The sequence below is a fragment of the Virgibacillus salexigens genome, from assembly GCF_014905415.1.
Lineage (GTDB): Bacteria > Bacillota > Bacilli > Bacillales > Amphibacillaceae > Virgibacillus > Virgibacillus salexigens.
In genome coordinates, this window is the sequence record NZ_BNEO01000001.1 from 513,180 (window position 1) to 527,247 (window position 14,068).

Consider the following 14,068-nt stretch of genomic DNA (forward strand, 5'->3'; position numbering starts at 1 on the left):
GTAATGTTTAAAGCAGATACCAAAAAGGCTAACCCAGGTGATATTATTGAATTCGAGAAAGAAAATTACATCTTACAAGGACAAGTACTGCCATCAAACTGTAAACGTAGTATTATTGTCGATATTTCCTCATCCAATAATTTGAGGAAAATCAGCCATGGCTTCTCAAATACAGTGGTGGCACATGAAAATTACCGAATTATCCAAAAGGTTAAAAAGTAGTAAATTCATTGTCTCCCTCTTCCCCTTCATAAGTAAGGCGGCTGCTAAAAATAGCAGCTGCTTTTCTTTATGTGTGTTGATCTTATCTTCTAAAAACCGGCATAAAAAACATAACTGTCTAATTGTTTGTACAATTGTACAGCTAAGTCACTGTTTTGCTATTATGATTTCACATATTGATTGGCATGTTATTTGCATTAAGATTATAGAATAAAGTAACAATAGAATGATTCTAGGAGGAAGAACTATGGAATGTAATCATATTCAGTTAACGTATAAGGATAAACTTGCTAAGATAGAACTAGATGCACCACCAGCAAATACATTATCAACTACTATGATTCAAGAATTACGTACCGTTTTCAAACAATTACGCGAAACTGATCACGTCCACGCTATCATTATAACCGGTTCTGGAAAGTTCTTTGCAGCTGGTGCTGATATTAAAGAATTTGTACCAGCGATGGGCGATGCACATAAGGGAAGGAGTATATCCGAAGCAGGACAAGCATTATGTAATGAGATCGAGTCCATGAATAAACCGGTGATAGCTGCCATTAATGGCCCTGCATTAGGCGGAGGACTGGAACTGGCAATGGCCTGCCATTTTCGAATTGCTGCTCATGATGCGAAGCTTGGGCTACCAGAGTTAAATTTAGGATTAATCCCCTCTTTTGGTGGAACACAGCGTCTGGCAAGAATTACCGGTATAGCTACTGCTACCGAGTTAATTTTATCTAGTAAACATATCAATGGCGAACAGGCTTTTGCATATGGAATTGTTCAACTATCTACTCCCCAAGAAGAACTATTACCCACAACCTTAGCGACGGCTAATGGTTTTATTAATGGACATAGTATGACAAGTGTAATCAAAGCCATGGAGAGCATTGTCTATGGATACCATGAATCCTTCGCAGATGGATTAAAAAGGGAAAGAGAAAACTTTGCAGCATTATTTCAAACAGAAGATGCCAAAGAGGGCGTAAACGCGTTTGTTGAAAAAAGAAAACCAAGCTTCAAACATAAATAAATTCCCACTATAAGTATAAGTAAAGGAGACGTGTAAACATGGAGGAAGTTTTATTCTCAACACAGGATAATGGAGTTGCAGTAATCACCTTAAATCGACCAAAAGCGATTAATTCATTAAACTATGAGATGCTCGTACCAATTCGCGAGAAATTACTAGAATGGGAACAAGATGATCGTATTTGTCTTGTTATTCTGAAAGGTGCAGGTGCCAAAGGTTTTTGTGCTGGCGGAGATATTAAGACACTGTATCAGGCAAAAGATAACAAGGATGGATATGATAAGGCAATTACCTTCTTTACCGAAGAGTATTTAACCGATCAATTAGTTACTAGCTTTTCTAAACCGATTCTAGCAATCTTAGATGGTGTTGTTATGGGCGGAGGAATTGGATTATCCTACGGCGCCAGCCACCGAATTGTTACGGAACGAAGCAAATGGGCTATGCCTGAAATGAATATTGGGTTTTTTCCTGACGTTGGAGCAGCTTACTTTCTAAACAAAGCGCCTGGCTATGCTGGTAGATACCTAGCACTTACAGCTAATGTGATTACTGCTACAGATGTTCTCTATGTAAATGGAGCGGATACAGCTGTATCCAGTAATCAGCTAGAAGCATTAGAAAAGCAAGTAATGGAAACCAATTGGCATATTGAACAAGATCGAGCAGCAAAACTTGATTTGCTTCTTGATACATGTCATCCAACTTCAATACCTGATGGTGAAATCGAAGCCTTACAATCGAAAATCGACCAACATTTCTCTTATGGAACAGTTGAACAAATCATTGATTCTCTTAAATCCGATAATAGTGAATTTGCTAGCAAAACGAAAGAAACCTTGTTATCTAAATCCCCGATTTCTCTTAAGGTTACATTAGATCAACTAATCAAAGGAGAAAATAAAACATTAGAGGAATGTCTAGAAACAGACTTGGTTCTAGCTAGAAACTTTTTAAAGTCGCATGATTTTTATGAGGGCGTTCGGTCTGTCGTTATAGATAAAGATCGGAATCCGAAATATAATTACCAGCAATTATCGGATGTGTCCCCATCCGTAGTGAACTCTTTTTTTAACGTTAATTAAACAGACTTGTTCTAAAAACGAGTTGAAGCGGCACTATAAAAAACCCCAAGAGTTAGTTGTTAGACAAACTAACTTTTGGGGTGCAATATCATAAGGCTTTAGTGATCTATATGAAATTTAAAATTTATTGATCCAATTTTAATTTCAATGCCTCTGCAATTTTATTCGGTAAATCCGTATTATCATAAAATCCAACAAACTCATCTGCCTTCGGACCGTATGCAAATACAGGTACCTGAACACCAGTATGATTACTGCTTGTCCAGCCAACATTGGCACGATCACTAATCACTTTATTAATGGCAACTGCTGGATCTTCTGCCTTTTTAATTTGTTCAATTTCTGTTTCATTTAGGCCAAAATCCGTATATTGCTTAATAACTTCTGCAATATTGGAACGCTCTTCATTTAATTCTGCTGCCATTTGTGCTCCTGTTGCTTTTACATCCCTTAGCAATTCTGGATTTGCAGAAGCGGAGCCATTCGCGCCTACCGTCATACCTCCTGTTTCATGATCACTACCAATAACAACAAGCGTTTCTCCATCTTTTTTAGCAAATTCGATTGCCTCTTTTACTGCCTCTTCAAACGCTTCTACCTCATTCATTGCCCAGGCTGCATCATTGTCATGTCCGGCCCAATCAATTTGACTTCCTTCAACCATAAGGAAGAACCCGTCTCTTTCTTGATTAAGAATATCAATTCCGGCCTCTGTCATTTCAGCAAGGCTTGGTTGTTCCTCCTTGTCACGAATCATTTCATCCGAGAGTGGACCATCCGCAAATAACCCAAGTAGTTTATCATTATCTTTTAAAGAAATTTCATTTTTCTTCTGCAATTCTTCTCGATCTTCAATTACTTCATATCCTTGCTCTTCCGCTTCTTTCAGCAAATTTCCTTCCTCTTGCTCCCCACCTTCTGACTCAGGTAAGAAGTTGCTTTTCCCACCGCCAAGCAAAACATCAACTTCATTAGCAATCATTTGTCTAGCAATCTCTGTTTCATTATTTCGATCTTCAACATGAGAAGCAAACGCTGCTGGCGTTGCATGTGTAATCGTTGATGTAGCTATTAATCCTGTTGCCATATCTTTATCCTTTGAAGCTTCAAGAACAGTTTCCAATTCATCCCCGTCTGGATCGACACTTAGCATTCCGTTATTCGTCTTCACCCCTGTTGCCATTGCCGTTCCAGCCGCAGCAGAATCTGTAATATTGGAGTTAGCAGAATGTGTCGTATACATCCCTTTTAAGTGGTCATCCCAAACTGCCTCTTCCCCTTTAAAGATTCGATAATTCGTAGCATAATCGGCATTAAAACCGTCTGGGATCATATAAATAACATTCTCCACTTTTCCTTTTTCCACCCAATCAGGCTTCCCAGGCTTCACCCATTCTGGTTTACTTGCTTCTGCAACTTGTACAGATCCCATACTAGAAGCAACTAGACCAAGACTTACTGCAACCACACCTATTTTCTTTAACACATTATCTCTCCTCTCCAAACTCAATTAATTCTAGTATATCTACAAACTATTAATAGAGTTTTAATACATCGTAAATAGAATATTAATTTCAAACTGAATGCTATTCTCTATAAGACATCTCCCCATTTGTTGTCATTTCTCCGATTATTATTTGCAATAATGAAAAGACCGTACCCGTTCCCTTGGTACGATCTAAACTGTCTTCCACTCTCATATTTGAACATATATCGATAATATGGAACACTTATTTCATGTGGTAGCATGCACTGATTAACAGAGCAAACAATATAATCACAAATAAAAGAAATGAGAAATAAATAATACTGGTATGCGATGAATAAAAGGTTTGTTGATCGATTTGTTTTTTCTTATTAAGGTAACTGAATGTAGCGATGATAATTGTTAACGTTCCTACCATTCCTATTCCTAATATGGTAACGATTAGAGTAATTCCCTTAATACCAAGATGCGCAATTAATAACCCTATACCTATAACAGCCACAACTGTACGAATCCAGGCAAGATAAGTTCGTTCGTTTGCTAGATGCTGCTGTGCATATTTTAGTTGGTTTTTATGTTTATCTTTTTCTATAGGATTAATTTGTTTCATTCTGAATCACTTTTGAATAGATTAACAAAATAGCGTAGTAAATCGACTTCCCCCACTAGTTGGACCTTACCCGAATGCAGTGCTTCTCGAATGTCGTATGCTCCAATAATGACTTCTTTCCATACCACACCTGTCGTTTCAATCCAAAGATCAGGATACTGAATATATCCCCTCCGTACCTCTGCTACTCCCCGTCGCACTTGGATTTGATAGGCTGCATCGTTATCTGTGATTTGAACGGATGCGGTAATGACATCATTCTTACTCTTGTCTGGGTTAAGGCGAATCGCCATATTGGAAAAAAATTGATCAACTGACATAGACTTGGCGTATGAAAGTTGTTTGTCCACAGATCTTGGCCGGTAATGAATTTCCCCTTTTAACTCAAGCGACTGCGTAAGATAATAAGCACGGTTGTTTGAATTCTGAGAAGCGCAGCCCAATTTAAATAATGCCTCAGCCTTCAAGGATGTAACTTCATCATTATCCGGTGTGATCGTCAGCAACATATCTGAAATTTCCGCGGTCCACTGATATTCTTTGTTGTCCAATGCAGTTCTAATCTCTTTCAGCATCTTTTGATAACCACCTGCTAAATCCACTATTTTTTGGGCACGAATCGCTTTAGAAAGGGGGATTAAATTAGTTGCGTTCCCGTCAAACCAGCCTAAATAACCATCATAGATAGCTCTTATAGACTGTGAAAGCTCTCCATACAGCTCACGTAATTCTTTATATGTTTGGAGATGTGGCGGAAGATAGATGCCTTCGACCAGCTCATCTGGGGTCTTCCCTTGATTCATTCCTCTAACAACAGAATCATGAACATATTGAATTGCATCACGGTATACCGTAAGAAGCTCATGGATTCTTTCTGATCCGTAAATCGGTTCTGCATGGCTAGGAACTAAATACTCAGCACCAAGATCTCTCATTTTATCTAGTGATTCAACCCATTTGTAAACTGGCCGTGGGGTTGTTCCACGAATGGTATACAGATTAGGGAAACAAGGATAATAGTTATCAGCACTAAGTAACACTTTTTTTTCGGGTATCCATATAAATATTTGGTCATCGGTCTCACCTGGAGCAGAAACCAATTTTAATCGAAGTCCTCCAATACGTAATTCCAACAAATCTTCAAACTCTTGAGTAGGCATAACCAATTGAGGATTATATCCATCGACATGAAGAAACGGTCCAAGCCCCATCGCAGGAAGGTATTCACGTGGAATTTTCACTCCAAACTGTCTAGCTCCACGGACGGTTAAGATAGGATCCAATTGATTAAATTGTTGATTAAATAAATCTTTCGTCTTTGCATTCGCGTACACTTCCGTTCCCTCATCCATAAAAACAGAGGCACCACAAACATGGTCCGTATGCCCGTGGGTGTATATCACGGCTACAGTTGAAAGCGGTGAAATTTCATCAAATTCTCCCTTGATTTCCTGGGCAGCACGAATACTTTCCGTTGTATCAACAATGATGTTCCCCACGTCTGTTATCAACAAAATAGAATTTGCCAAACCGTAGCCAATGGCAGAATACACACCCTCTGTTACTTTTTCTATCCTTTTTGTGAAACGCTCGGCATGTTCCGCTAAATAAGAATGTTTGTCATAAAATAGTGCATTATTCTTATCCATATCAACCCTCCATCTAAATAGTATGAATATTAATCGTGTAATTTCTAGTCATTGTTTCTGACACTTGCATTGTCAAGATCTGCTCTAATACGATATAAATCGCTTTTTGTTAGATGAAATGGGAGAACAAATATAATACTAATGATTAGCAGGGCTGCTGGAATAATTGACAACAACCAAAGAATTCCATCCAACACAAATGGTGTCTGCGCTTGATTCGGTATATAGCCAATAAACATTAGCACAATTCCTATCAGCCAACCGCCAATAGCATTTCCCGACTTATGGAAAAAGGCAGACGTAGCAAAAGTCATACCTTGTGCGCGGAATCCATGTTTCCATTCTCCATAATCCACACAGTCAGCAATCATGGAGAAGACCAGAACGGTTATAACCCCCTGCCCAATACCAGCAAGAAAACGTGTTATAAATATCAACATCAAACTGCCGTAAGGAACAAAAAAGAACGTTGCATTACATACAGCTCCTAAAGACAGGCCAAAAATAAGTATTGCTTTCTTCTCCATAAACTTTGACATAAAAGGGACTAAAAAGGCTCCTACAATAGTTGCCCCCATCATATTTAACATATATAAACTTGTTAAATCCGCTCTACCAACATTATAGGTCATATAATAGATTCCTACTGGTTGTACTAACGCCTGAACGATAGATGAAACAAAGAGCATCATGATTAAGAATCTTAATTTATCGTTTTTCCCTACCACTCCCCACCGTTTTAGAATACTTCCCCTCTTCTTATTCTTGTTGACCAAGCCTTCATACCATGCATACGGTTTTGTTGTTCTAAACGTTATGAACAAAAGAATTGCACAAACGATCCCAAATAGTACCATCGTAATAAGAAACCCTATTTCCTCATTGGTAAACATACGAACCAAAGGCATGGTAAGTGTTGATGCAATTAAAGCTCCAAACAACTGAAAAATCAGTTTCACCGAAATCACTTTCGACCGTTCATCCGGATCATATGTAATGGATGCTTCCATCGACATATGAGGGACATTTACAAACGAATACATCATTCCGAATAATATATATGTTATGGCAGCGTATATTACATTTCCGCTTTCAGAGATACCTGGCGAAGTAAAACAGAGCACACCTGTTACAACAAGTGGGATAGTTCCCCAAAGGATATACGGCCGATAGCGGCCATGCTTTGTGTTTGTTCTATCAGCAATGGTTCCTACAACAGGGTCAGAAATGGCGTCCACCAATCGAGCGAATAAAAAAATAGTTCCCGCAGCAGCTGCACTGATTCCTACAACATCCGTATAAAAATACATCAGATAGGTCGTAGTTGTCATAAACAATGTATAATAAGACAACGCGCCCAATGAATAACCAAAAATATGTTTCATTGGAATTTGTTTTACATTGGTCTGTCTATTTTCTGTATCCAAAATAACATCGGCCATACAAATCCCCCTATATTTATCACTTTTTAAGCTTTTATGTCTTCCTCCTATCAATGGACCTGTCGTTCCACTTTTTCCCAAAAAGGTTCTTTTAATTTTTTCTTATCAATCTTCCCAATCATCGTTAAAGGAAGCGATGCTTTAAAATGAACTTCTTTCGGAACCATGTAACTAGAAGTTCGTTCCTTACAGAATCGAATCAATTCTTCTTTAGAACAGCTTTTGTCCTTGCGAAGAACTACAAAGACGCAAACAGCTTCTCCCCAATCGGAATGTGGCACACCGATGCATGCACTCATGTCCACAGCGGGGTGCTGATTAATAACCCTCTCTACTTCAACCGAATATACATTGAAACCACCTGAAATTATCATGTCTTTTTTTCTTTCAACGATATACAAGAATCCGCTATCATCTATTTCACCAATATCCCCCGTATAAAACCAACCGTCCCGGAAAGAATTTTCAGTAAGCTCAGGGCGTTTGTAGTAACCGCTTGAGAGATAAGGGGCCTTAACAATGATTTCTCCCCTCCGTACCGTTTGATCGCAGTTACCATGATCATCAACAAGACGAATACTAGTACCTAGACAAGGCTTTCCACAACTTTTCAGCACTTCTCTCTTATTTTTGTAAGCCCATTGATGATCACTTTTTGTTAATCGGGCAATTAGGATACTGCATTCAGTCATACCGTACTGCTGTCTTAAAATTGTTCCGAATAATGCAAAAGCTTCCTTCAAACGTTCGGGAGATATCGGAGACGAGCCGTAATTAATATTTCGCAGCGAGCTTACATCATAGTTTTTTTCCTTGGCTTCATCTATCAAGCGATAAATGATCGTTGGAACAACGAAAGTGCTTGTAATACCTTCATTTTGCACAGCATGCAAGAAAGCCCCTGGTTGAAAAGATCTTAGAATATACACGTGACTGCCGGACAATAACGATCGATTAAGCAGGACCCCCGCTGAATGTACAAGTGGTGTACAAAATAAAACCTTATCCTGATCATCGTAAGGATATTCCATACTGGCGGTTTGCAATCCAGCTGCTAAATTCTTTTGCGAATGGATTACTCCCTTTGGTGTACCTGTCGTACCACCGGTATAGGAAATCAATGCCGTATCGTCAGGTTTAGCAACAGGAAATTCCACACTAGAAACGGTTTGATCCCAATTAAATATAATAAATTCCTCAGGATAGTCGATAGCAAACCCCGGGATCCCCACCACTATTCTTCCCGCTGTCCCCTTTTGGTACTCCAATACGGATTCTATATGATTACTCGTTGCAATAATCACAACATCCGGTTCGGCTTCTGCTAGAATAAAATCAACCTCACTAACACCAAGTTTATTATTTAAGGGGACAAGTACAGCACCACAGCGTCCTATTGCACGGCTAAATAAAACGCTTTCAATACTGTTCGGAATTGACATAGCAATATGAGTGCCAACACCTGCACCAAGCTGCATTAAATAACCAGCAATCCGATCTACTCTATTTTGTAATTCCTTATAACTAATCGTTTCATTCTTCTCTAAATACGTAAGCGCAGGCTGATGGTCAAACCTTCTTACACCATTAAACATTAAATCTTGATAAGTCATGGTTTCCACAGAAAATCCCTCCATAAATCTAAAATCATTCTTCTTAGGAAATCTCACATTATCTATCCTTGAAGAATAATGTTGTTTGTTGCACTTATATAGTGAGGAAACATTGCCTCATTACCAAACACCCTTCTACCTTTTCAGCATTTGCTTTGCAATTGTATTTCTTTGAATTTCAGAAGTACCAGTCAAAACCCTAAACATACGCACATTTCTGTACATTTTTTCAACCGGGTGTCCCTTCATTAATCCTTTTCCTCCAAATATTTGAACCGCTTTGTCTGCAACTCGGTTGGATGTTTCAGAAGCAAAAACCTTCACCATGGATGCTTCTGCCCTCACGTTTTCACCGTTATCAATTTTTTCAATTACGTCATATAGCATGCAACGCGCAGCATAAATTTCAGTGGCCATATCAGCTAACATATGCTGAACAGCTTGAAATTCACTGATGGCATGCCCAAATTGGTTCCGTTTTTTGGCATGATCAATCGACAGATTTAAAAGCCGTTGTGCCACACCAAGATAAGTTGCCGCCCAAGAAGCCCTGTTTTCATTAATCCTGCTCATCCCCAAGCGAAGTCCCTCTCCCGGCTCACCAAGTATATTTGAAGTTGGAACTTGACAATGGTCGAAAATTAGTTCAGCGGTACTATGCTCACCAGAAATTGGCACCTGTATATTTCCTAATTTAAAACCTGGTCTGCTCTCCGTCTTTCTATCAACGATAAATGCAGTAATCCCTTCATTACCTTTCTCAGAAATATCTTTTGCCATCACTATTGCCCAATCAGCATATGGTGAGCCACTGATAAAATGTTTCTTCCCATTTAAAATATAATTGTCACCATCTCGTATTGCTGTTGTTTGTATCGCATAAGCATCTGACCCTGCTCCTGGTTCTGACAAGGCAAAACAACATCCTGCTTCTGCATTAATAACTGGCATTACATATTTCTCTTTTTGTTCTGGAGTAAATACCTTTAGCATCTTACCAATCCTTAAGGGGCCGCCAATTTCACCTAATACATGTCCCCAAAGAGCAGCACCGGATTGTGTCAATGCTTCCTTCAAAAGACAAAGTGTTTTTAAACTAATATCCTGTCCTCCCAATTCTTTCGGAAGATTAATTCCGTAAAACCCTAGATCCTTAGATCTCTTTCTGACCCAATCAATATGTTCAATCGGAATCTGTTGTTCAGAGTCAATTTCATGCTCTCTTTCGTATGGTAACAACTCATTGTAAATAAATCTGCTTAATTTCTCTCTTAGGCCGTTATTTTGTAAAGTACTTGTCACCATGCATCCCTCCCTTTAGATGAATCTCCTTACTTTTCTGTCTACCAGTTATAAATAATACGTCATATGACGTATTATTTATAACATTAATATATCTCTAATTCTGTGTCAATATTTTTTCAGAACCTTTCGAAAAGAATCGCAATAGTTCTTGTCTAACAGTTGCTCACAAAGAAGATGCTTAATAAAGGACAAAAAATAAACCAGTCTTATAAGAAGACTGGATCACTTATTTATTCTTGGAATTCTGACCTTTATTTTTAATTGTAAATTGGTATGAATCAGAGGAAAGATACATAAGAGTTGAAATAAAAGGCTTGGAATTCCCAGTAATAAATGTACGGTATAGTGTTAAAACTGGAAATCTAGGAGGCACATGTAAATATTCTGCGATATCTCCAGGAATTTGGTTAACCTCAATCGAACACCTAATTTCTTCTAGCTCATTTTGAGATTGCTCTTGAATTAATGTACTTAACGGTTGGAATTCAATATTATCCAACACTTTTTGTTTATTAATATATAAGTTTGGAGATATGTATCCAATATGAAATGCAATCGGCAGATCTTTAATATAGAATAAACGCTCTATCTTTTGAACTTTCATATCCGGTGAACAACCCAAAGCCTCCGCAATATTTTTGGGGGGAGTATCTAAAGTTGATCTTAACAATTTAATATTCACATCTAAACCTTGATCTAAAAGGGTTTCATAAAAACCTTTAAAATTCTCAACGCTTAGAATATCATTCAAAACATCGGTCTCAATTACAGGGGCGTTAACAAACATCCCCTTTCCACGCTGAATCGTAATTAATCCATCCGTAACCAAAAGATTTATTGACTTTCGAATGGTGACCCTGCTCACTTGATACAATTCCATCAGAACAGGTTCAGTTGGTAACTGTTCGCCAACCTCAAAATATTTATCTTGTATTTTCTGTTGTAAATCGTCAGCTATTTGACGATACATGGGAACATGACTACTGCGATCTACTTTCACAAATATAACCTCCAAATGTTATCTCGTCTTATTATACAACAATTGGTAAAACTGGACAAAAAGAATATAGTTTAAGTTTAAATGAAGTATTTGTTATGCAGTTCTTCATCAGTCACGTTTACGTACAAAATTTGTAGGTCACTGTTTGAGAATAATAAAATAACCCGGCATCTACTTTTTCCTTAAGTCAAGCACATAAAACAACCTGATCCTCGAATTTAAGAATCAGGTTGTTTTGTACATCTTGCTATTTATCAAAACCAGCGTTCGGTTACCACTTTTTTCCTTGTATAAAATTGTACGCCATCTTTTCCATTTGTACCTAAATCTCCGTAGAAGGAAGCTTTGTTTCCAGCAAATGAGAAGAACGCCATTGGTGCTGGTACATTGACATTAATACCAACCATACCAGCATCGATACGCTCACGGAAAGTTTGTGCATGTTTACCATTCAAAGTATAGATAACAGCACCATTGGCAAATTTAGATTGATTCGTTAACTTTATGCCTTCCTCCAAATCTTTCACTCGGACAACACTTAAGACAGGTGCAAATATTTCATCTTGCCATATTTTCATATCTGGGGTTACTTGATCAAAGATAGTCGCACCAACATAATATCCATCTGGGGTAGCTTCTTCGATATGACGCCCGTCTACAGGCAGATCTGCTCCCTCGTCAACACCTGAATCAATATAGCGAATCACTCTTTCTTTATGAGAATCACGGATTACCGGTCCTACAAATGTCGATTCATCCATCCCGTCCCCAGCTTTTAATTTTTTTGTTTCCGATGTTAGTAATTCTAGGAATTCATCAGCTACCTCATCTACAACGGCAACTACCGAACAAGCCATACATCTTTCCCCACTGCTACCGAAGGCTGCGCCAATCACGCCTTGAACTGTTTTTTCTATATTGCAATCAGGCATAACGACCGCATGATTTTTAGCTCCAGCTAGTGCCTGCACACGTTTGCCATTAGCAGTACCTGTTTGATATACATGTTTTGCGACAGGCTCTGAACCAACAAAGGAAATAGCCTCAATGTCAGGATGTTCTAATACGCGATTAACCACATCTTTTGCCCCATGAACTAAATTCAATACGCCATCTGGAAATCCAGACTGATAGAATAAATCAACAAGGCGTTCAGCCAAAATTGGTGTACGTTCGGATGTTTTCAAGACAAATGTATTTCCACATGCGATTGCCAATGGGAACATCCAAAGCGGTACCATCATTGGAAAGTTAAATGGTGTTACCCCTGCTACAACACCGAGTGGGTAACGCCAGATTGATCCATCTATCCCTTTCGCTATACTTGGAAGTGCATCTCCCATCATGAGATTCGGTGTGGAGGTTGCCAGTTCTACTACTTCAATTCCTCGCTGTACCTCCCCTTCTGCATCTCTTAATGATTTCCCATTTTCAAGCGTAATAATCTTTGCTAACTCTGCTTTATGTTCTTTTAAAAGATGAAGATATTGAAAGAGATAACGAGCACGATCAGGTACTGGAACAGCCGCCCAATCTTCATAAGCTTCTTTTGCAGCAGCAACTGCTAGGTCTACGTCTTCCTTCTCTGATAAAGCTACTTGTGCAATAACCTCCCCTGTTGCAGGATTAGGAATATCAACTACTTCATCGCTCTGTGATTCTACCCATTTGTTACCGATAAAGTTTTTCATCATTTTTATTTCTGAAGATATCATTTTGCTGCCTCCTTCTTATTTGATTGTTCTTTCACTCGTTGGTACAGAACAGACATATCTTTATCCCCAAAACCTTCCTGCTCTACTTCCTTATACAAAGCTAATAATGTTTTGCTAATCGGTAAGTCCAATTGATTGTTATCTGCCACATCCATCGCAAACTCCAAATCTTTACGCAGTAACTTCAAGGAGAATCCTGGATTGTAATCTTCGTTAGCAATAAAAGTTTGATAATTCCGTTCATAAATTCGGCTCTGTCCATAGCTAACATTAAGCATTGAAAACAAGTCATCTAAATCAATATTTTTCTTATTAGCAATATGCAAGGCTTCACTAACCCCAGCAGTATAAAAACCAATTAATAAATTATTAATTAATTTAACTGTTGTTCCACTATCAATCTGTTCATCGACATGGAAGATATTTTCACCAAGCACTTCGAGTACAGGTAAGACTTCATTATAGATAGCTGTTGGCCCACCAACCATCACGGTCAATGTTTGGTTTTCAGCACCAATTACTCCTCCGCTGACCGGTGCTGCCAAAAACGATAATTGTTTTGCTTTACATGCTGCTGCAATCTGTTGATTAAGTTCAGGCGCGACGGTACTTGTATCGATCAACAACTTTGAATCGTCGCTTCTATCAACCAGTCCATCGACACCTAAGTAGACATCTTCTACCGCCTTAGAAGATGGCAAGCTCGTAAAAATCAAATCACTTTTCGCTACCACGTCAGCGATAGTAGAAGTAATCTCACCACCAGCCTGCTTCAACGAAAGTAGAGCTTGCTCATTTAAGTCATAACCAGTAACATGATATCCTTCCTGAATCAATCCCTTTGACATCGGTAATCCCATGTTCCCTAAACCAATAAATCCAATCTTCTTCATGCTATCCCCCATTTC

General features: G+C 38.5%; 12 protein-coding genes. 3 read left to right on the top strand and 9 right to left on the bottom strand.

Features of this window, described 5'->3' with window-relative positions; translation table 11 throughout:
* The first annotated feature begins 3 nt into the window (after positions 1-3).
* The 3 genes from JKP73_RS02440 (at position 4) to JKP73_RS02450 (ending at position 2,340) form a co-directional block, all read left to right on the top strand.
* Complete coding sequence (locus JKP73_RS02440; RefSeq protein ID WP_021289355.1) at positions 4-222, top strand: DUF2187 family protein; 219 nt, start codon at positions 4-6, stop codon at positions 220-222.
* A gap of 247 nt (positions 223-469) precedes the next feature.
* A complete protein-coding gene (locus JKP73_RS02445) occupies positions 470-1,255 on the top strand; it encodes an enoyl-CoA hydratase-related protein (protein ID WP_160806679.1) in 786 nt (261 codons plus the stop codon).
* A 38-nt stretch (positions 1,256-1,293) separates the two neighbouring features.
* Positions 1,294-2,340 (top strand): enoyl-CoA hydratase/isomerase family protein, encoded by a 1,047-nt coding sequence (locus JKP73_RS02450; protein ID WP_021289357.1) that lies wholly within the window; start codon positions 1,294-1,296, stop codon positions 2,338-2,340.
* Positions 2,341-2,464: 124 nt separating this feature from the next.
* On the opposite strand, the gene JKP73_RS02455 is transcribed toward JKP73_RS02450, so the two are convergent.
* From JKP73_RS02455 to JKP73_RS02495, 9 genes are all read right to left on the bottom strand, one after another.
* On the bottom strand, positions 2,465-3,826 hold the full coding sequence (locus tag JKP73_RS02455; RefSeq protein WP_038242752.1) for an alkaline phosphatase: 1,362 nt from the start codon (positions 3,824-3,826) through the stop codon (positions 2,465-2,467).
* Between the two features lie 244 nt (positions 3,827-4,070).
* Positions 4,071-4,436 (bottom strand): YidH family protein, encoded by a 366-nt coding sequence (locus JKP73_RS02460; protein ID WP_021289359.1) that lies wholly within the window; start codon positions 4,434-4,436, stop codon positions 4,071-4,073.
* Positions 4,433-6,085 carry an alkyl sulfatase dimerization domain-containing protein gene (locus JKP73_RS02465; protein WP_200410849.1) on the bottom strand — a complete coding sequence of 551 codons (1,653 nt, stop codon included), beginning with the start codon at positions 6,083-6,085 and terminating at the stop codon, positions 4,433-4,435. Before JKP73_RS02465 ends, JKP73_RS02460 begins: the two co-directional genes overlap by 4 nt.
* 44 nt (positions 6,086-6,129) lie before the next feature.
* Positions 6,130-7,527 carry an MFS transporter gene (locus tag JKP73_RS02470; RefSeq protein WP_038242750.1) on the bottom strand — a complete coding sequence of 466 codons (1,398 nt, stop codon included), beginning with the start codon at positions 7,525-7,527 and terminating at the stop codon, positions 6,130-6,132.
* A gap of 50 nt (positions 7,528-7,577) precedes the next feature.
* Positions 7,578-9,140, bottom strand: coding sequence for a class I adenylate-forming enzyme family protein (locus JKP73_RS02475; protein WP_234447070.1), 1,563 nt, complete (start codon positions 9,138-9,140; stop codon positions 7,578-7,580).
* Between the two features lie 135 nt (positions 9,141-9,275).
* On the bottom strand, positions 9,276-10,445 hold the full coding sequence (locus JKP73_RS02480) for an acyl-CoA dehydrogenase family protein (RefSeq protein WP_038242748.1): 1,170 nt from the start codon (positions 10,443-10,445) through the stop codon (positions 9,276-9,278).
* 226 nt (positions 10,446-10,671) lie between these two features.
* Positions 10,672-11,445 carry a GntR family transcriptional regulator gene (locus JKP73_RS02485; protein WP_021289364.1) on the bottom strand — a complete coding sequence of 258 codons (774 nt, stop codon included), beginning with the start codon at positions 11,443-11,445 and terminating at the stop codon, positions 10,672-10,674.
* 254 nt (positions 11,446-11,699) lie between these two features.
* Complete coding sequence (locus tag JKP73_RS02490; protein WP_200410851.1) at positions 11,700-13,160, bottom strand: CoA-acylating methylmalonate-semialdehyde dehydrogenase; 1,461 nt, start codon at positions 13,158-13,160, stop codon at positions 11,700-11,702.
* Entirely contained in the window at positions 13,157-14,053 is an 897-nt protein-coding gene (locus JKP73_RS02495) for an NAD(P)-dependent oxidoreductase (protein WP_021289366.1), read from the bottom strand. Before JKP73_RS02495 ends, JKP73_RS02490 begins: the two co-directional genes overlap by 4 nt.
* Between the last annotated feature and the right edge of the window lie 15 nt (positions 14,054-14,068).

Bases quoted from the DNA above. Each gene is read 5' to 3' on its own strand.
- JKP73_RS02470 (WP_038242750.1), bottom strand. From the start codon at position 7,527: ATGGCCGATGTTATTTTGGATACAGAAAATAGACAGACCAATGTAAAA.
- JKP73_RS02480 (WP_038242748.1), bottom strand. From the start codon at position 10,445: ATGGTGACAAGTACTTTACAAAATAACGGCCTAAGAGAGAAATTAAGC.
- JKP73_RS02445 (WP_160806679.1), top strand. From the start codon at position 470: ATGGAATGTAATCATATTCAGTTAACGTATAAGGATAAACTTGCTAAG.
- JKP73_RS02460 (WP_021289359.1), bottom strand. From the start codon at position 4,436: ATGAAACAAATTAATCCTATAGAAAAAGATAAACATAAAAACCAACTA.
- JKP73_RS02490 (WP_200410851.1), bottom strand. From the start codon at position 13,160: ATGATATCTTCAGAAATAAAAATGATGAAAAACTTTATCGGTAACAAA.
- JKP73_RS02450 (WP_021289357.1), top strand. From the start codon at position 1,294: ATGGAGGAAGTTTTATTCTCAACACAGGATAATGGAGTTGCAGTAATC.
- JKP73_RS02495 (WP_021289366.1), bottom strand. From the start codon at position 14,053: ATGAAGAAGATTGGATTTATTGGTTTAGGGAACATGGGATTACCGATG.
- JKP73_RS02475 (WP_234447070.1), bottom strand. From the start codon at position 9,140: ATGACTTATCAAGATTTAATGTTTAATGGTGTAAGAAGGTTTGACCAT.
- JKP73_RS02465 (WP_200410849.1), bottom strand. From the start codon at position 6,085: ATGGATAAGAATAATGCACTATTTTATGACAAACATTCTTATTTAGCG.
- JKP73_RS02440 (WP_021289355.1), top strand. From the start codon at position 4: ATGTTTAAAGCAGATACCAAAAAGGCTAACCCAGGTGATATTATTGAA.